At 64.4% G+C, this 16782-nt stretch carries 15 protein-coding genes and 1 pseudogene; 5 read left to right on the forward strand and 11 right to left on the reverse strand.

Annotation, left to right across the window (positions count from 1 at the left end):
• The coding region (locus WB785_RS11545) for a pseudouridine-5'-phosphate glycosidase (protein ID WP_424079261.1) at positions 1-503 on the forward strand (503 nt) is incomplete at its 5' end.
• On the opposite strand, the gene WB785_RS11550 is transcribed toward WB785_RS11545, so the two are convergent.
• On the reverse strand, positions 485-1957 hold the full coding sequence (locus tag WB785_RS11550; RefSeq protein WP_424079283.1) for a flavin-containing monooxygenase: 1473 nt from the start codon (positions 1955-1957) through the stop codon (positions 485-487). The two genes, WB785_RS11545 and WB785_RS11550, sit on opposite strands and share 19 nt — an antisense overlap.
• A 400-nt stretch (positions 1958-2357) precedes the next feature.
• Here WB785_RS11550 and WB785_RS11555 point away from each other — a divergent pair, with 400 nt between their 5' ends.
• Positions 2358-3611 (forward strand): alpha/beta hydrolase fold domain-containing protein, encoded by a 1254-nt coding sequence (locus WB785_RS11555; protein ID WP_424079263.1) that lies wholly within the window; start codon positions 2358-2360, stop codon positions 3609-3611.
• On the opposite strand, the gene WB785_RS11560 is transcribed toward WB785_RS11555, so the two are convergent.
• The gene (locus WB785_RS11560) at positions 3592-5202 is read right to left on the reverse strand and encodes a PucR family transcriptional regulator (protein WP_424079265.1); all 1611 of its coding nucleotides are present in this window, start codon (positions 5200-5202) and stop codon (positions 3592-3594) included. The two genes, WB785_RS11555 and WB785_RS11560, sit on opposite strands and share 20 nt — an antisense overlap.
• Before the next feature lie 83 nt (positions 5203-5285).
• Here WB785_RS11560 and pruA point away from each other — a divergent pair, with 83 nt between their 5' ends.
• Both pruA and WB785_RS11570 read left to right on the forward strand, forming a co-directional pair.
• Entirely contained in the window at positions 5286-6917 is a 1632-nt protein-coding gene (pruA, locus tag WB785_RS11565) for an L-glutamate gamma-semialdehyde dehydrogenase (RefSeq protein ID WP_424079267.1), read from the forward strand.
• The gene (locus WB785_RS11570) at positions 6917-7885 is read left to right on the forward strand and encodes a proline dehydrogenase family protein (protein ID WP_424079268.1); all 969 of its coding nucleotides are present in this window, start codon (positions 6917-6919) and stop codon (positions 7883-7885) included. The genes pruA and WB785_RS11570 overlap by 1 nt, the downstream gene beginning before the upstream one ends.
• A gap of 775 nt (positions 7886-8660) precedes the next feature.
• On the opposite strand, the gene WB785_RS11575 is transcribed toward WB785_RS11570, so the two are convergent.
• The 9 genes from WB785_RS11575 to WB785_RS11615 are packed head-to-tail and all read right to left on the reverse strand — an operon-like array spanning position 8661 to position 16466.
• Positions 8661-9269: a TetR/AcrR family transcriptional regulator gene (locus WB785_RS11575; RefSeq protein ID WP_424079270.1), complete on the reverse strand. Its 609-nt coding sequence runs from the start codon at positions 9267-9269 to the stop codon at positions 8661-8663.
• Positions 9266-10336: a zinc-binding dehydrogenase gene (locus WB785_RS11580; protein ID WP_424079271.1), complete on the reverse strand. Its 1071-nt coding sequence runs from the start codon at positions 10334-10336 to the stop codon at positions 9266-9268. Before WB785_RS11580 ends, WB785_RS11575 begins: the two co-directional genes overlap by 4 nt.
• A 10-nt stretch (positions 10337-10346) precedes the next feature.
• A complete protein-coding gene (locus tag WB785_RS11585) occupies positions 10347-11516 on the reverse strand; it encodes a lipid-transfer protein (RefSeq protein ID WP_424079272.1) in 1170 nt (389 codons plus the stop codon).
• On the reverse strand, positions 11513-11980 hold the full coding sequence (locus WB785_RS11590; RefSeq protein WP_424079273.1) for a MaoC family dehydratase: 468 nt from the start codon (positions 11978-11980) through the stop codon (positions 11513-11515). The genes WB785_RS11585 and WB785_RS11590 overlap by 4 nt, the downstream gene beginning before the upstream one ends.
• Positions 11977-13092 carry an acyl-CoA dehydrogenase family protein gene (locus WB785_RS11595; RefSeq protein WP_424079275.1) on the reverse strand — a complete coding sequence of 372 codons (1116 nt, stop codon included), beginning with the start codon at positions 13090-13092 and terminating at the stop codon, positions 11977-11979. The genes WB785_RS11590 and WB785_RS11595 overlap by 4 nt, the downstream gene beginning before the upstream one ends.
• A 1-nt stretch (position 13093) precedes the next feature.
• The gene (locus tag WB785_RS11600; protein ID WP_424079276.1) at positions 13094-13492 is read right to left on the reverse strand and encodes a Zn-ribbon domain-containing OB-fold protein; all 399 of its coding nucleotides are present in this window, start codon (positions 13490-13492) and stop codon (positions 13094-13096) included.
• The gene (locus WB785_RS11605; protein WP_424079278.1) at positions 13492-14040 is read right to left on the reverse strand and encodes an FAS1-like dehydratase domain-containing protein; all 549 of its coding nucleotides are present in this window, start codon (positions 14038-14040) and stop codon (positions 13492-13494) included. The genes WB785_RS11600 and WB785_RS11605 overlap by 1 nt, the downstream gene beginning before the upstream one ends.
• Positions 14037-15242: an acyl-CoA dehydrogenase family protein gene (locus tag WB785_RS11610; protein ID WP_424079279.1), complete on the reverse strand. Its 1206-nt coding sequence runs from the start codon at positions 15240-15242 to the stop codon at positions 14037-14039. Before WB785_RS11610 ends, WB785_RS11605 begins: the two co-directional genes overlap by 4 nt.
• 3 nt (positions 15243-15245) lie before the next feature.
• On the reverse strand, positions 15246-16466 hold the full coding sequence (locus tag WB785_RS11615; protein ID WP_424079281.1) for a cytochrome P450: 1221 nt from the start codon (positions 16464-16466) through the stop codon (positions 15246-15248).
• Between the two features lie 178 nt (positions 16467-16644).
• Between WB785_RS11615 and WB785_RS11620 the strand changes: the two are divergent.
• Positions 16645-16782 (forward strand): annotated as a pseudogene (locus WB785_RS11620) (aldehyde dehydrogenase); the annotation flags it as partial.

The raw sequence follows: 16782 nt of genomic DNA on the forward strand, positions 1-16782 counted from the left end.
AGTCAGCGGATCTCACGACACTGTCCCGCACCGGCATGCTCGTCGTCTGCGCGGGCGTGAAGTCGATTTTGGACGTGGCCGCCACCCTGGAGCGGCTGGAGACCCTGAGTGTCGGGGTGATCGGCTACCGCACCGACCGGTTCCCCGGCTTCTACCTCGCCGATTCCGGCCACCCAGTGGGTTGGCGGGTGGAGACGCCGGCGGAGGTAGCCGATGTGCTGCGGGCCAGAAACCGACTGGGCCTCGACGCCTACGGGCTGGTGCTGGCCAACCCCATCGCGCCGGGCGAGGAAATGGATCGCGCCTTACACGACCGGGTGCTGGTCGCGGCCCTGGCCGCCGCCGAAGCAAAAGGCATGTGCGGCAAGGACGTTACGCCGTTCCTGCTCGACTTCTTCCACCGCGAGACGGCCGGCGCGTCGATCGCCGCCAATGTCGCTCTGGTGTTGTCCAACGCGCGGTTGGCCGCGGAGGTGGCTGTCGCCTACAGGGCGAGGATGTAGTCGTCGTCGTGCGGTTGCCCAAGCATGCGGGTTAGCCGCTTGCGGTCGAATGGCCACAGATCGATGTGGTTGTCGTCGGCGAAGTACCACGAGTTACAACCGGTGTTCCAGACCGTCGGGCCCATCGCCTCGGCGACGTCGTCGGCGAACCGGCTGGTGGCCTCCTCGGTGACTTCGACGGTCGTGATCTCGCCGTCGCGGAATCGCCGCAACCAGGTGATGATGTAGCCGGCGGTCAGCTCGGCGACGTGTTGCAGTGACATCGAACCGCTGGGCGAGTTGGGTCCGAGGACGGTAAACAGGTTGGGGAATCCGGGGATAGCGGTCATTGCCCAGGCACGTGGTCCTTTCGCCCAAGCGTCATCAATGGACAGTCCGTCTCGTCCGCGCAGCGTCATCGGGCGCATATAATTGTGCGCCTGAAATCCGGTGGCCAGCACGATCGCATCCAGATCGTGGTGGACGCCATCGGTTGTGCGCAGGCCGGTTTCGGTGACCTCGGCGATCGGCTCGCTGACGAAATCGGCGTTCGGCTTGGAAATTCGCCGGTAGTAGTCGCCGGAAAGCACCTGCCGTTTGCAGAAGGGTTGATAGTCGGGCGTCAGGCGAGCACGAAGATCCTTGTCGCGCACCAACGTACGTAGACATATCCACCCGTAGCGCTGGGCCATCCGTCGTCGCCAGGTTGGCCGGGTGACCAAGTCGACCAAGTAGTCGGAACCAACGAGTTGCGATAGCCGCACTGCCTTGTCCTGTTTGGGCAGCGATCGGAGTAGCCGCCCGAGGATGCGTGGCTGCCTGAGCCCCATTGGCATCCACATCACCCACTGTGGCGAACGGGCAAAGTGGGTGATGTGGCCAGCATTGGGTTGCAGCGCGGAAAATACTTGCACCCCAGTCGATCCGGTGCCGATCACCGCAATGCGTTTGCCGTGGGTATCGATGTCAGTCCAGCGCGCGGTGTGCACTACCGGCCCGCTGAACGAGTCAAGGCCGGGAATGTCCGGGATGAACGGGTGATGCAGCAGACCGGTGGCGGCGACGACGAAGTCCGCATCGATCTCGCCGCCGTCGGCCGTCGAGACGCGCCATCTGTTGTCGGCGAACACCGCCGAGGTGACTTCGCAGCCCAACCTCAGGTGCGATTTGAGTTGCAGAGCCTTGATGAGCTCGTGGTGATACCGCTGAATCTCGTCACCGGTGGCCCACACGTGCTTCCAGTCCGGCTTGGGCGCGAACGCGTATTGGTAGCTGTAAGAAGGCACGTCGCATCGCAGGCCCGGGTAGCGGTTCCAATGCCAAACACCGCCAACGTCGGAACCCTTTTCCAGAATGGTGAAGTTGGTGAAGCCGGCTTGCCGGAAGACATGCGCCGCAGCGATCCCCGCCATGCCGGCGCCGACGATCACGATCCGAGGATCTCGGCGATCCGACTTGGCGGTGTCGGATTGGATGTCAGGTGCGTGAATATCCGAACCCTATGCGTGCCGAAACCCCTGCGGCAAGGGGTGCGCTTCCGACTCATTAGTCACAGCAGCAGCCTCACTTGGGGGCCGACCTATTTCGCAAAAGAAACTGTATGCGATATCAGCGCCGAAGAGGCCAGTCTGCAGCCGCACCGATCTTTTAATGCTCGACGTATTTCCGTGCTCGGCTGGCCACTCCGCGCGGCGCGCGCAACAACTGGGCGAGTGATATCGCATGCGCCGTGAATCGCATAGTCACTAGAGGCCCAGCTCTTAGAGACTCCTGGGGCTGTTGTGACTAACGCGCGGCCGTTCGCGCAAGCCGGTAACCCGCCTAGTGCCTCACCCCGCACGGTTAAAAAGACCAGTAGATGGTTAAGTGACAGGCGTGAAGAAACTGACAGCTGTGCTCGGTTCGCTGGCCGGACTCACGGTCACCGCCAATGGCTATCAACCGCTGAGCAAGCGCGGTTATCCCTCGCTCTACGCGTTCGGCTTCGGAGTTTTCGCATCCGAGCTGCCCTTGCAGCTGCTCGCCGGACAGTTTGCGGCGTTGGCCGCGATAACCCGCAGGCTCTCGCCGCGGCTGCGCCGGTTCAGCTGGCTGGCGTCGGCGCTGTCATGGTTGGGCCTGCTAGGGCTCAACCGTTTCGGACGCCAGGCCAACGTGCCGCTCACCGCCGCACTCGACGCCGGATTGGGCACCGACCGTCGCACCGATGCGGGCGATCTCTGGAAGCGGCCGGAGGGCGCCGGCACCGCCAAGACACCCGGGTTGATCCGCATGATGCGGATCTACGGCGACTACGCGCACGACACCGACATCGCTTATGGCGATCACGGCTCTCGCAACCACCTCGATATCTGGCGACGGGCTGACCTCAACCCCGGCGGCCGGGCGCCAGTGCTGTTGCAGGTGCCCGGCGGCGCCTGGATGGTGGGAAGCAAACGTCAGCAGGCCTATCCGTTGATGAGCCACCTCGCCGAGTTGGGCTGGGTGTGTGTTGCGATCAACTACCGGCTCAGCCCGCGCTCCACGTGGCCCGACCAGATCGTCGACGTCAAGCAGGCGTTGGCGTGGACCAAGGAGCACATCGCGGAATTCGGCGGCGACCCGGACTGGATCGCGATCACCGGCGGCTCGGCCGGCGGGCACCTGTCCGCGCTGGCTGCCCTCACCGCAAACGATCCCCAGTTTCAGCCGGGCTTCGAGGATGTCGACACCAGCGTGCGGGCCGCCGTGCCGTTCTACGGCGTCTACGACTTCACCCGCAACGATGCGATCCACCCGCTGATGATGCCGACGCTGGCGAAGTACGTGTTCAAGCTGCGGCGTGCCGAAATCGCAGAGCCTTTCCGCACCGCTTCACCGATCGCGCATGTATCCGCAGATGCACCACCGTTTTTCGTGCTGCACGGACGCAACGATTCGTTGATCCCGGTCGAGCAGGCCCGCGCCTTCACCGCAGCGCTGCGCGAAGTCAGTCGGCAGCCGGTTGCCTATGCCGAGTTGCCGTTCGCGCAGCACGCCTTTGACATCTTCGGGTCGGCGCGAGCAACTCATGCGGCGGTGGCCGTCGAGCAGTTTTTGGCCGAGATCTACGAACGCACAGCCGCGACGTCTAACCAGATCGCTCGATAGCCCGTAGGCCGAGCGAAAGAAGTAGCCGCACTTCGGGATTAGATAACGACGTCGACAGCAGCTTCTCTATCCGGCGGGCTCGGTAGCGCACGGTATTCGGATGGACGTGCAGCTGCTGTGCCGCCGCGGCGACTTCACCGAAACTGTCCAGATAAGCCCGCAGCGTCGCGACCAACTCCGCCTCGCGCGCTTGCAGGTCGCGCACCCTGGGGTCGACGAGCCGCTCGTCGGCGGCGACCATCGTGACGATCTCGTCGAGCAGCACGGTGCTGCGCGCTTCGGCCAGCGACGTCACAGCTGCGAACGAATCAGGGTGGCGCTCAGCACTATCCAGCACCCGATCCACCTCCGCGCGCACGGTGGTCAGGCCGGCCAGGCCGGCGACCGGCGCGGCCACCACCGCCCGCAACTGCAGTCCCAGTTCGCTGTGCAACGCGCTGATGGTGCCGCGAATCCAGGAGGTGACCGACGACCGCTTCGTGGTATGCGGAAACAGCACGTATACCCGTGAACCGCGCGATGCAACCTGCGCATCAGCTCGAAAGGCGTTGGCGCTCAACGCCAGGATGTCGGCCAGCCTGGCGTGATGGTCTGGCGTGTGAAAACCGATCAGGGCGGCATTGCCGTCGGACACGATTCCCAGCTCGCGTGCAATGGTGTCGACATCGTCTGATCCGTTGTCAGACAAGCCCAGTAGCTCCTGGGCCCGCAGCGCGTGCGGCGACGGCCTAGCGGCTAGCCGCGACATGATGCGGGCGGCCAGCACGGCGGCTCCGCGCAGCACCTCCTCGGCGTCGTCCGCCAGCGGCCGAGCGCCTTGCTGCACCCAGATAGTGCCCGCGAAGACCGGCGCCCGGCGCTCGTCGAGGGAGGGCTGACGAATACCAACCGCCAACCGGGGTCGCAGACCCAGCTCCGGGCGCTCGGCAACGCGGACCACATCGCCGCCGGCCCGCAGCGCATCGAAAATGCCCCATTGGCCGATCCACTTCAGGTGCTCGGGCGGGCCCGCACGACCCAGGATCGATAGTCGCCGCAATTCATCGGCCTCGTCGTTGGACGCCGAATAGGCCAACACATGCGACTGCTCGTCCTCGATGCTGACCATCCCGTGAATACGGTCGGCCAGCGACTGGGCCAGGCCGAACAAGTCCGTGCCCGAGTCGTTGCGCGGATCGGCCCGCTCGTTGGAAAAAGGCGAGTGGTGCTCGAGGACGTGATTCACCAGGCGGTACAGCCGCTCCCAACGCGCCTGCGGTTCCACCGCCACCACCGCCGTCCCCGCTGCGATGGCCCTGGCCACCAGGGCGTCGGACGGTTTCTTGGCGAAGACGGCCACCGGCGCTCGATCCACCGGGCCTGTCTCCCACCCTTCCAGCCAGTGCTGGCCTTCTTTATCGCCGACGCCGAGCAGGAAGAACACGTCGGCCGAGTCCGCGCCGCGACCCAGCCCCAACCGCACATCGTCAGCGTCGATCAGCGCCGCGGACGCTACTGGCAGGTCGAGCCCGCGAGGCGCCTCGACCAAGCTCACCACCGTGGTATCCAGGGCCAATAGCAACTGGCCCAGACCGACGCCCGTTGCTCGCATGTTGTTTGATTCTACTATCAGCGCCGCCTAGCTTTGTCTGATCAGCCAACCATGTGGTCCTTCGCCGCTGAGACCCTGGAGACATGGACGCCATCACTTCCGTTCCTTTGCCGACAAACGAACCCGTGCAGGACTATGCGCCGAACTCGCCCGAACGCAGTCGGCTGACGGCTGCGCTCGGCGCTCTGGCCGAAGAGCCGATCGACCTGCCGCACGTCATCGGCGGCACCCACCGGATGGGCAAAGGTGAGCGCATCGACGTCGTGCAGCCGCACCGGCATGCCGCGACGCTGGGCACGCTGACCAACGCCGACCACGACGACGCCACCGCCGCCGTGGAAGCGGCAATGGCCGCCCGAGCACACTGGGCAGCGACCCCGTTCGACGAACGCGCCGCGATCTTTCTGCGTGCCGCCGATCTGCTCGCCGGACCGTGGCGGGAGACGATCGCCGCGGCGACGATGCTGGGCCAATCCAAAACCGCCTACCAAGCTGAAATCGACGCGCCCTGTGAGCTGGTCGACTTCTGGCGGTTCAATGTTTCCTTCGCGCGCCAGATCCTGGCACAGCAGCCGCTGAGCGCGCGCGGTGAATGGAATCGTACCGACTACCGGCCGTTGGACGGATTCGTCTACGCGATAACGCCGTTCAACTTCTCCGCGATCGCCGGTAATCTGCCCACCGCGCCGGCGTTGATGGGCAACACGGTGGTGTGGAAGCCGTCGGTCACGCAGACATTCGCCGCGTATCTGACCATGCAACTGCTGGAGGCGGCCGGGTTGCCTCCTGGTGTCATCAACCTGGTCGCCGGCGACGGCTACGCGGTTTCCGATGTGGCGCTGGCGGATCCGCGGCTGGCCGGGATCCACTTCACCGGATCGACGGCGACCTTCCAGCGGTTGTGGCGCGAGGTCGGCGCCAACATCGAGCGCTACCACAGCTATCCGCGCCTGGTCGGCGAGACCGGCGGCAAAGACTTCGTGCTCGGGCACGCCTCGGCGCAGCCGGATGTGCTGCGCACCGCAATGATCCGCGGCGCGTTCGACTACCAGGGCCAGAAATGCTCAGCGGCGTCGCGAGCGTTTGTCGCCCACTCGGTCTGGCAGCAGATGGGCGACGACTTCCTGGCGGCCGCCGCCGAGCTGCCGTACGGCGACATCACCGACTTCTCCAACTTCGGCGGCGCGCTGATCGACGAGCGTGCCTTTGTCAAGAACGTCGACGCGATCGAACGCGCGAAAGGTGCGGCCGGTGTGACGATCGCGGTCGGCGGCGAATACGACGACAGTGAAGGCTATTTTGTACGCCCGACGGTTTTGCTGTCCGACGATCCGACCGACGAGGCCTTCGCTACCGAGTATTTCGGCCCGCTGCTGTCGGTGTACGTCTATCCCGACGATCAGTACCAGCGAATCCTCGATATCATCGATACCGGCTCGCGTTACGCCTTGACCGGTGCTGTGATCGCCGACGACCGAGACGCCGTGCTGGCCGCGCAGAATCGGCTGCGGTTCGCGGCCGGCAACTTCTACGTCAACGACAAACCGACCGGGGCGGTTGTGGGTCGCCAGCCGTTCGGGGGGTCGCGCGGTTCAGGCACCAACGACAAGGCCGGATCGGTGCTGAACTTGTTGCGCTGGACGTCGGCACGCTCGATCAAGGAGACGTTCGTCCCGGCCACCGATCACAACTATCCGCACATGGCAGAGCGATAATGTCGAACTTGTTTGCCAAAACACTGCGGCCCGCGATCGTGGCGGCGAGCCATTCCGACGGGTTGCGGCGCACCGCCGAGCGGCTGCCGCTCACCCGCAAGGTCGTTAACCGGTTCGTACCCGGGTCATCGCTTGAGCGAGCGCTGGACAGCGTTGCGGCACTGCGAAATTCGGGCCGACTGGTCAGCATCGACTACCTGGGCGAGGACGTAGCCGACCTCGATAGTGCGAATGCCACCACGGGTGCCTACCTGCAGTTGCTCGACGCGTTGGGCCGGCGGCCGGATGCCGTCGGCGATGGTGTGCGCCCGCTGGAGGTGTCCTGCAAGCTCTCGGCGTTGGGGCAGGCGCTGGACCGCGACGGCGAGAAGATCGCCTTCGCGAACGCGCACAGCATCTGCGAACGGGCCGAAGCGGTCGGCGCGTGGGTGACGGTGGACGCCGAGGACCACACCACCACGGATTCGACGCTGTCGATCGCCACCGACCTCCGCACTGAGTTCCCGTGGCTGGGAGTGGTTTTGCAGGCCTACCTGCGACGCACGCATGGCGACTGCGCGCAGTTCGCCACGCCCGGAGCACGGGTGCGGCTATGCAAGGGTGCCTATGACGAACCGGCATCGGTGGCCTACCGGGACGCTTCGGAGGTCACCGACTCGTACCTGCGCTGTCTTCGGGTGCTGATGACGGGTTCGGGGTACCCGATGGTGGCCTCTCACGATCCCGTCATCATCGATGCGGTGCCAGCGTTGGCCAGCGAATCCGGGCGCAACTCGGGCGATTTCGAATACCAGATGCTGTACGGCGTCCGCGACGGCGAGCAGCTGCGGCTGGCCTCTGCCGGCAACCGGGTGCGGGTGTATGTGCCGTTCGGCACCCAGTGGTACGGGTACTTGATGCGACGGTTGGCCGAGCGACCAGCCAACCTGAAGTTTTTCATGCGGGCGCTGGCCGAGCGCGGGCACTGAGGCAGATCCCACGTCGTCCTCCCCGAACGTGCCACTACCGATGTGCGGTCTGTGTGGAGATGAATTGATTCAAGAAGGTCGAGCGATATCAGAATCGACCTCTTGCGTTCATCTCTCGAATCAGTTTCTCCACACTCTTCTGGTGGTTTGCGTATGACCCGAGTTCCCGCGACGGTCCCAGCGGATGTTGTATTGCGTACCATAAACTTTCAAGACGACTATTCATTTTTCCTGTTTCTCGTTAGGTGCGCGCGGCCGTGGTCGCCTGCAGATCGAACACACACCGCGCCACGGAGCCGACGCTGGTTCCCGACGGCGCGAATATCGGTGCGGCTGCGCCATTTTGCTTTGGACACGATCACCCAGAGTGCTTGCTTCGGAGAGCAGACCGCTACCGGCTACGGGGAGCTCGGCCTACCCGAGTCGGACGGCGCTCCTGACGAACAGGAGGCCGTCCGAAGCACCAACCACCTGGTTACCAAGCGTGCGTGATGGCGCGGTGAAATGTGGCCTCGGCGTCAGGACACATTTTCGCGCCTGACGCAAGCCCACCGCGCTGTGCCCAGTTGATGGGCTTTGCTTCGCGTGGGTACCTAGTGCTGGTGCTAGGCGCCACAGCCGAGAGGAGGAATCTTTTCTTCCGGTCCGACCTTGGTCTGCCGTGGATCCGTAGCTTGAGTCTACGCTCATGCAGTTAAAGACGCAGTAAAGCGAGTTGGCCCGCGCTCAACGGGGCCTGACGGGTTGTCGCCCAGCGATGCGGGGAACGCACCCGTCACAGAGCGCGTCGCGGCCGCGGGCGGTCGTCGGCGAATCCTCGGACCAGATGCGCGCGGACAAAGTCGGCGACGACGTCGGGGTCGTTCATATCCAATGTCGATGACGGTGTGCTGAAAAGCGAGAACAGTATGCGCGCGAACCATTCGCCGGCGGACTGGATGTCGAGGTCTTTGCGAACCTCGCCGGTGAGCTTGGCGGCGGCCAGGTGGGGCGCCAGGAAGTCGACGCATTCGCGCAGCAACACCGCAGCGTCTTTGGTGAGCAGTAGGCTGATCGCTTCTTCGTCGAAGTACTTTTCCGAGGAGATGGCCCGTCGTGCCTGGGTCACGAATACAGCTGCTCGGCTGAGCTTGTCCTCCAGCGAACAGCCGCGGTCCATCGCCGTGGACATCTGCCGGTAGAACTGCTCGGAGGCGTGCTCGGCGCATGCTTCGACAATGGCGGACTTGTCGCGGAAGTACTCGTAGACCGTGCTGCGGGAGACACCCGCCATCTTCGCGATGTCGACAATCGTCACCTTTTGCAGCCCTTGCTTGCGGAAGCAGGCGTACGCGGACTCGACGATGAGTTCGCGGGTATCCGTAGCGGTGGCTTGTGTCATCACGGGACCAACGCGCCTCTGGGCACCAAGCCGGCATCGGCCGATTCGAATGCGGCATTGACATCGGCGAGATGGAACGGCTTGGGCATCAGCCGACTGAACGGAAAACTGGTGTGCTGCAAGAACGACAACCCGATCGCCAGGGTAATCGGGTCGTAGAGCATCACGCCGCGCACTGACTTGTTGCCGTAGACCAGAACGCTGGGGTCGAGCTCGAAGGTGCGTCCCGTTCCGATGTTTCCGACTTCGAGCAAGGTGCCGCCGTGGTTGAGGAACCCGATCCCCTCGGGAATGACACCCGGGGCGCCGACGACTTCAAGCACCCAGTCGGCGCCGATGCCGTGGGTGCGCCGGTGGATCTGTTCGGTGACCTGTGCGGTGGAGATGATGCTGGCGTCGATGCAGTGCGTAGCGCCGAAATCGGATGCGACGTCGAGTCGCTCCGCGATCTTGTCGATGACGATGACCTCCGCCGCGCCTGCGGTGTGCGCGACGGCGGCGGCATTGATACCCAGCCCACCGGCACCCTGGATGACGACGGTGTCGCCCAGTCGCACATCGCGCAGCGCGAACATTACCTGGGCCAGTGCACAATTGAGCGGCGCGACGGCTTCGTCGGCGAGGTCCTCCGGCACTTTGTACAACGGTTGTCTAGTGGTCGTGTAGTAGTACTCGCCGTGCGCGCCGACGAAGTGCGGGGCCTGGTCGTGGGTGCGGAATTCGCCTGCCATCAGGTTCTGGCAGGCGTGGGGGCGCCCGCGTGCGCATGCATGGCATTGCCCGCACGTCCAGAAGTACGGCGTGACGACGCGGTCGCCCACTGCTAGTGGCTTGCCGGTCGCGTCGGTGGTCAGTCCCTCGCCGAGGTCGGCTATTTCGCCGACCATTTCATGGCCCATCGCGAACGGGTAGAACAGCGGGAGTTCGCCTCGGAAGATGTGCAAGTCGGACCCGCAGATACCGGCCATCCGCAGTTTCAGCGCAGCGGTACCAGGTGCCGGTGTGGTGAGCGGAAAGTCGGCGAGTTCAATCGGTCCGCCGACTGCGGTCAGCAATGCGATCTTCGGCATGGCGGTCTTCCTAGCTATCCGGGGCGAGGATAAGGCCGCTGGTGGGCACGCCGGTGCCCGACGTGACCAGCACATGCTCGACGTTGTCGACTTGGTTATAGGAGGACCCGCGTACCTGGCGCACGCCCTCGGTAATGCCGTTCATCCCATGGATGTAAGCCTCGCCGAGCAGTCCGCCGTTGGTGTTGATCGGCAGTTCCCCACCTAGCGACAACCGCTCAACGGTGGCGAAGTCTTTGGCTTCACCGCGACCGCAGAATCCGAGTTCCTCGAACTGGGTGAACACGAACGGCGTGAAATGGTCGTAGATGAATGCGGTTTGGATGTCTTGCGGCTTCAACCCGGAGTCGCGCCATAGCCGGTTCGCGACCACGCCCATCTCCGGCAGCCCAGTGATGTCGTCGCGGTAGTAGCTGGTCATCATTTCACCGTTGGCCGCTGCGCCCTGCGCGGCGGCAGTGATGATCGCCGGCGGCTGTCGCAGGTCCCGGGCGCGTTCGGCACTGGTGACTACCAGCGCCACCCCGCCGTCACTTTCCTGGCAGCAATCAAGCAGTCGCAGAACGGGTTCGATGATCCAGCGGGAGTTCTGGTGGTCTTCCAGCGTGATCGGTCGTTGGTAGAACCACGCGTCGGGGTTGTTGGCCGCGTGCATGCGGTCCACCACGGCGATACGGCCAAAGTCTTCGTTGGTGACTCCGTAGGTCGACATGTAGCGCTGAGCGTGCATGGCGACCCACGCTGCGGGAGTGAGCAATCCGAATGGCGCGTAGTGCGCCATGAACAACGGGGTCTCGGCACTGGTGCGTCCGCTGCCGCCGAACCGAAAGCCGGAGCGTTCGTTGAAGGCGCGCCAACACACCACCACATCGGCGACGCCCGACGCGACGGCCATCGCGGCGTGCACGACCGTACCTGCGGCGGCCCCGCCCCCGTGATGTACGCGGGAAAAGAAGCTGAGGTCACCGATGCCTACGTTTCGGGCGATGTCGATCTCGTCGCTGGAGTCCATCGTGAAGGTGACCATGCCGTCGACGTCGCTCGGTGTGAGGCCGGCGTCGTCGAGTGCGGCACTGACCGCCTCGCATGCCAATTGCAGCTCGCTGCGCCCGGATTCTTTGGAGAATTCGGTTTGGCCGATGCCCACAATGGCGCAGTTGCCGGGCAGTGAACCGCTCACGCTTCGTTCCCCTCTAAGGCACCGTTCAGCAGGCTGAGAACTGCGGTGCCGGAGACGTGATCGCCGAGGCTGTTGGACGCCCTGAACGTGACCTCGACGAAATTTTCCCCGTTCGATCCTTCGGTTTTGCCGGTCACCGTGCCGGTGAAGCGCAGCGGGTCGTCCGGAAAGCACGGCACGCCAAGGCGAATCGACAGCTTCGTGACCATCGCCTCGGGACCGGCCCAGTCGGTGAGGAAACGCACGCAATACCCGTTGGAGGTCAGGATATTCATGAACAAGTTGGGCGAACCCTGCTTGTTGGCGTAGTCGCGGTCGTGGTGCACCGGCATGAAGTCGCGCGATGCGATCGCGCCGGCGACGATCATCGTGGTGGTGATCGGGACCTCGAGCGGGGACACCTCGTCGCCGACCTCGATCTCGCTCCACTGCAATGTGGCAGTGCGGGTCTTGGCTGTCGTCATGGCCGTCCTTCCGGGTATGTGCTGCCGAGGTGAGCCAGCTGCTGGGAAGCCGAACCCAGCGTGAGTTCGTTCTGCTTGGCCCATAAGAAGTAACGATGCAGCGGATAGGTGGTGTCGATGCCGATCCCGCCGTGCACGTGTTGGGTGGTGGCCGCGACGCGGGCACCGGCCTCGGCGGCCCAGAACTTCGCGATCCGTGCTGCGCGATCGGCCGGCCTTCCTTGCGCGATCAGCCAGGCTGCGTGCCAGGTGGTCCACCGGATCGCCTCGACGTCGATGAATCCGTCGGCCATCCGCTGCTGCACTGCCTGGAAGCTGCCGATCGGGCGGCCGAATTGCTCACGGCCGGTTGTGTATTCGGCGGCCATCCGCAAGGCCCGGTCGGAGATGCCAAGCTGGATCGCACACAGTCCAACCAGCGCGCGGGTGTATAACGACGAGACAAGGGAATCGGAACCCTCAAGGCGATCAGCAGCGGAAACCGTTGCGCCGTCCAGAAATACGTCGGCATGCGGTTCACGGGTGGTGGTCGCCACCGGCCGGATATCGACGCCGGCGGAGTCGGTCGCCAACAGGAACAAGCCAGTCTCGCCGTCTCCGGCGGTGGCGGGTATCAACACGGTGTCGGCGAGCTGGGCGGCCGGCACCAGCTCTTTGGTGCCGTCCAGCCGCCAGTTCGGGCCGTCGCGACGAGCAGTGGTAGCTGGGCTGGTGGGGTCGGTGCGGCCCGGTTCTTGCAGGCCCGCGGTCAGGATGCGGGTTGCGTCGATGACACCGGGCAGGAAGCGTTGCTGTTGCTCGGGAGTTCCGTGCCGGGCGATCGGGTCGGCGCCCAGCAGCAGCGTCGGATAGGCGGGCACCGGAGCCACGCTCCAGCCCACTTCAGCCAGCAACACCCCGAGTTCCACGAAGCCACCGCCGTTTCCGCCGACCGACTCGGGCAATGCCGTACCCAGCAGGTCGACGGCGGCGAGTTCCTTCCACAGCGCGGCGTCGTAACGGAATTCACCGGCTTCCAGTTCGGTCAAGCGTTCCGGTGTGGCCCGGCGCTCGAAGACTTCGCGGGCCAGCTTGCTGATGGTCTCTTGCTCTTCGGTAAACGTGAAGTCCATGTCACTCAGCCGGCCGGAACTGGTGCAGCACAAGGTCGTTATCGAAAGGCTGGTAGAACACCTCGACTCCCATCCCGACCCTGACGTCAGCTGGGTCGATGTCGCACAGGTTCGATACCAGCCGTACTCCTTCGGCGAGCTGCACCAGGACGACGATGTAGGGGTAGTCAAAGAACGGGAACCGCGGTTCATGCGGCATCACGTAGCTGTATACCGTGCCGCGGCCTGACGCCTCGACCGCTTCCCAGTCCAGGGAACGGCATTTCGGGCACATCGGTCGCGGCGGGTTGCGCAACGTTGCGCATCCATTGCAGCGCTGAATCAGCAGTTTGTGGTCGCGCAGCCCGTTCCAGAAAAACTCGGTGTCCGGGCTGATCGTCGGAGCTAGCCGGGTCGCCATCAACGTTCCGGCCTGAATCGCAGCACGCGGAATCGCTGGCGGCCCAGCACTTCCCCGTTCTGATCGGTGTAGGTGATCAACCAGGTGAGAAAGAAGCCGGTACCCAGCGCTGTCTTCTTCTCGTCGGAGACATCCTCGAACACTGACGTTGCGCTGATCACATCGCCAAGCCGCGGATAGCGCTCGATTTCGAACTCCGAGTTGGTCGCCACGATGCTGGTGTACCCGGCGTCATCGAGGAAGGCTGTTGGATTACCGGTGATCTCGACGGGAGAGCCACCCCGCTCTCGGATGCCCTCTAGTTTCGGCGACGGCATGGTCCAGGTTTGCAACATCACCGGCGGTGACACGATGCCGCCGAACCGCGACTTGGCCGCGAACTCCGGGTCGAGGTAGACGGGATTGAAGTCGGCGAGCGCGTATGCCCAGTGCCGGATCATCGGTTGATTGACCGGATCCGGTGCTAGCGACGGCTGGCCGGTGCCGCCGGTGGGCTGGCCGACAAGCGCTTTCAGCTTGTCAACTAACTCGGTATCCGCATTGGTCACTGAGCTGGTCCTCCTGACTTCTCCGTCGCGCGAAGATCGCGTGGTGCTCGCGGCATGCCCAGTCCGGCCATCGCGATGATGTCACGTTGGATTTCGTTGGCGCCGCCGCCGAATGTGCTGATGACCGCAACCCGATAGGCGGATTCCAGTGCGCCGCGCAGCGGAGCGTCGGTGCCGCGGCGTAACCCGTTGTGGTCAAGCACTTCCAGCAGCTGGCCGGCAACCTGCTGGGTCAGCTCGGTACCGAAAACCTTCACCGCCGAAGCCTCACCCATGTTCAGTACGCCCTTTGTCATCGCGGCGTTGACCCGAAGGTTCATCAGTTTGTATGCCGCGACCTCTGCCTCGACCCGCGCCAGCGCCAACTGCACCCAGGGCTGGTCGATAACATGACCGCCGTCGAGCTCGGTGCTGGCAGCCCACTGCAGCGTCTGCTCGAACAACGGCTCGAGGGCACCGAGGTTGCCCAGGGCGGCGCGTTCGAAATTCAGCTGGGTGGTGATCAGCTGCCAGCCCTGGTTTTCACCCGCCACGATCGCGCTCGCCGGGACCCGCACATTGTCGTAGAACGTGTAGAAGGTGGAGATGCCCGGCATGGTGTGCAGCGGCTGCCAAGAGAATCCGGGCGACGAGGTGGGCACGATGAAGATCGAAATACCCTTGTGCTTCTTGGCGTTCGGATCGGTGCGTGCGGCCAGCCAGATGTAGTCGGCATATGCGGCGCCGCTGGTGAACATCTTCTGGCCGTTGATCATGTAATAATCGCCATCGCGGACGGCGGTGGTGCGCAGCGATGCCAGGTCGCTGCCCGCCCCGGGCTCGGAGTAGCCGATAGCGAACTCGACGCTGCCCTCCAGGATCGCCGGCAGGAACTTCTGCTTTTGCTCCTCGGTGCCAAACTGCATCAGGGTAGGGCCCACCGTGTTGAGCGTCACCAGTGGGATCGGCGCGTTGACCCGTCGCGCCTCTTCGGCGAAGATGAACTGCTCGACGGCTGAAAAGCCTCTTCCGCCATATTCTTTGGGCCAGCCGACACCGAGCAGGTCGGCGGCGGCCAGGGCGCGCACGCACTCGCGTACTGCGGGCCCGCCTTCGATGCGTTCGCTGACCGCGGCCTGCCGTTCCGGCGTCATGACCTGTTCCATCGTGGCGCGGATCTCGTCGCGCAGCCGTTCCTGCTCGGGGGTGTACTCGAGTTGCATCGCTCAGGCCCCCAGCCGGACCGGCATTCGCTTGACCCCGGGCACCATGGTGGCCCGCATGCGGTCGACCTCGCCGGCCAGTTCGAGCCTGGGGAAGCGGCGCAGCAGCTCCTCGAACATCACCGTCGCCTCCAGCCGAGCCAGTTGCGCGCCGACGCATGAATGTTCACCGCACCCGAATGCGATGTGCGGGTTCGGATGCCGCGTAACCTTGAACTCCTCTGAGTCGCAACCGAATACGTCCTCATCACGGTTGGCTGACCCGTACAGCATCACCACGACGTCGCCCTCGGCGATCCGCTGACCGCGGATCTCCACGTCGACCATCGCGGTGCGCGCCATGTGCACCACCGGGCTGTTCCACCGCAGCATCTCCTCGACGGCGCCCGGGATCAGCGAAGGATCCTCGACCAGCAGCCGGCATTGGTCGGGGTGGGTGATCAGCGCGAGGGTACCCAGCGCGATCAGATTGCGGGTGGTCTCATTGCCGGCCACCAGGAGCAGGAACGCAAAGTTCAGCAGGTCCTCGTCGGTGAGCCGCTGCCCGTCGATCTCGGCGCCGGCCAGCACCGACAGCAAGTCGTCGCGGGGTTCGGTGCGCCTGGCCCCGATCAGTTTTTGGAAGTACTCGAAAAGCTGCCCTGCGGCCACCATGGGATCGAGTTTGATCTCCGGATCGGCGGTTCCGGTGGCGGCGTCCGACCACTTGCGGAACTGTTCCCAATCATCGGGCGGTGCGCCGATCAGCTCGGCGATCATCCGGGTGGGTAGCGGAGCGGCGATTTCCTCGGCGAATTCCTGGACGGAGTCGGGTGTAACGCCGTCGAGGATTCCGCGGACGATCTCGCGGATCTTCGGCTCCAGCACGGCAACCCGGCGTCGGGTGAACCCGGAGTTGATCAGCTTGCGCATCTGCCGGTGCCGCGGCGGGTCGGTGAAAATCAGGCTGCCGGGTTGGACCGGGCTCGGCATGTGCGGATCGGGGATGGTGACGCCCTTGGTGGAGGAGAACAACGCAGGACTGCTCGACACGAACCGGATGTCCTCGTATTTGAGCAGCGCCCAGAAGTTGGTGACGTCGTTCCAGCACACCGGCGCCGTCGCGCGTAGTTCCCGGTATGCCGGATACGGATCGCCGGCGTAGAAGTCGGGGGAGTGCAGCGCGGCCGTGGGCCAGGACTTAGCTTGCACAAGCACTCCCTCGGCAGGGCCGCGATCGTACATTTGGATACGATCTGTCCGGTGCACTCTGTTTACTCTGGCGGTACCTGCAATGTCAATATGCTTGCTGTCAAGGTGAAATAGCGATAGCGCCCGCGATGGCAGCGCTGAGCCATTGACGACCCTGGCCCGACAGGTGTACACCAAACGTTGAGCCGCCGGACCGTCGTAAGGAATCAACATGGCTGAGCCACGCTCATTGATCGACAGCTACGACGTCTATATCGACGGGCGGTGGGTCGAACCCGAGAACGGCCGCTACGACGACGTCAATCCGGCCACGGAGGCGGTGACCGCCACCGCGCCCGACCCGAGCCCT

It is taken from the genome of Mycobacterium sp. (assembly GCF_049585075.1).
Taxonomy (GTDB): Bacteria; Actinomycetota; Actinomycetes; order Mycobacteriales; family Mycobacteriaceae; genus Mycobacterium.

Bases quoted from the DNA above. Each gene is read 5' to 3' on its own strand.
- WB785_RS11595 (WP_424079275.1), bottom strand. From the start codon at position 13,092: ATGGACTTCACGTTTACCGAAGAGCAAGAGACCATCAGCAAGCTGGCC.
- WB785_RS11590 (WP_424079273.1), bottom strand. From the start codon at position 11,980: ATGACGACAGCCAAGACCCGCACTGCCACATTGCAGTGGAGCGAGATC.
- WB785_RS11580 (WP_424079271.1), bottom strand. From the start codon at position 10,336: ATGCCGAAGATCGCATTGCTGACCGCAGTCGGCGGACCGATTGAACTC.
- WB785_RS11615 (WP_424079281.1), bottom strand. From the start codon at position 16,466: ATGTACGATCGCGGCCCTGCCGAGGGAGTGCTTGTGCAAGCTAAGTCC.
- WB785_RS11610 (WP_424079279.1), bottom strand. From the start codon at position 15,242: ATGCAACTCGAGTACACCCCCGAGCAGGAACGGCTGCGCGACGAGATC.
- WB785_RS11560 (WP_424079265.1), bottom strand. From the start codon at position 5,202: ATGCGAGCAACGGGCGTCGGTCTGGGCCAGTTGCTATTGGCCCTGGAT.
- pruA (WP_424079267.1), top strand. From the start codon at position 5,286: ATGGACGCCATCACTTCCGTTCCTTTGCCGACAAACGAACCCGTGCAG.
- WB785_RS11600 (WP_424079276.1), bottom strand. From the start codon at position 13,492: ATGGCGACCCGGCTAGCTCCGACGATCAGCCCGGACACCGAGTTTTTC.
- WB785_RS11570 (WP_424079268.1), top strand. From the start codon at position 6,917: ATGTCGAACTTGTTTGCCAAAACACTGCGGCCCGCGATCGTGGCGGCG.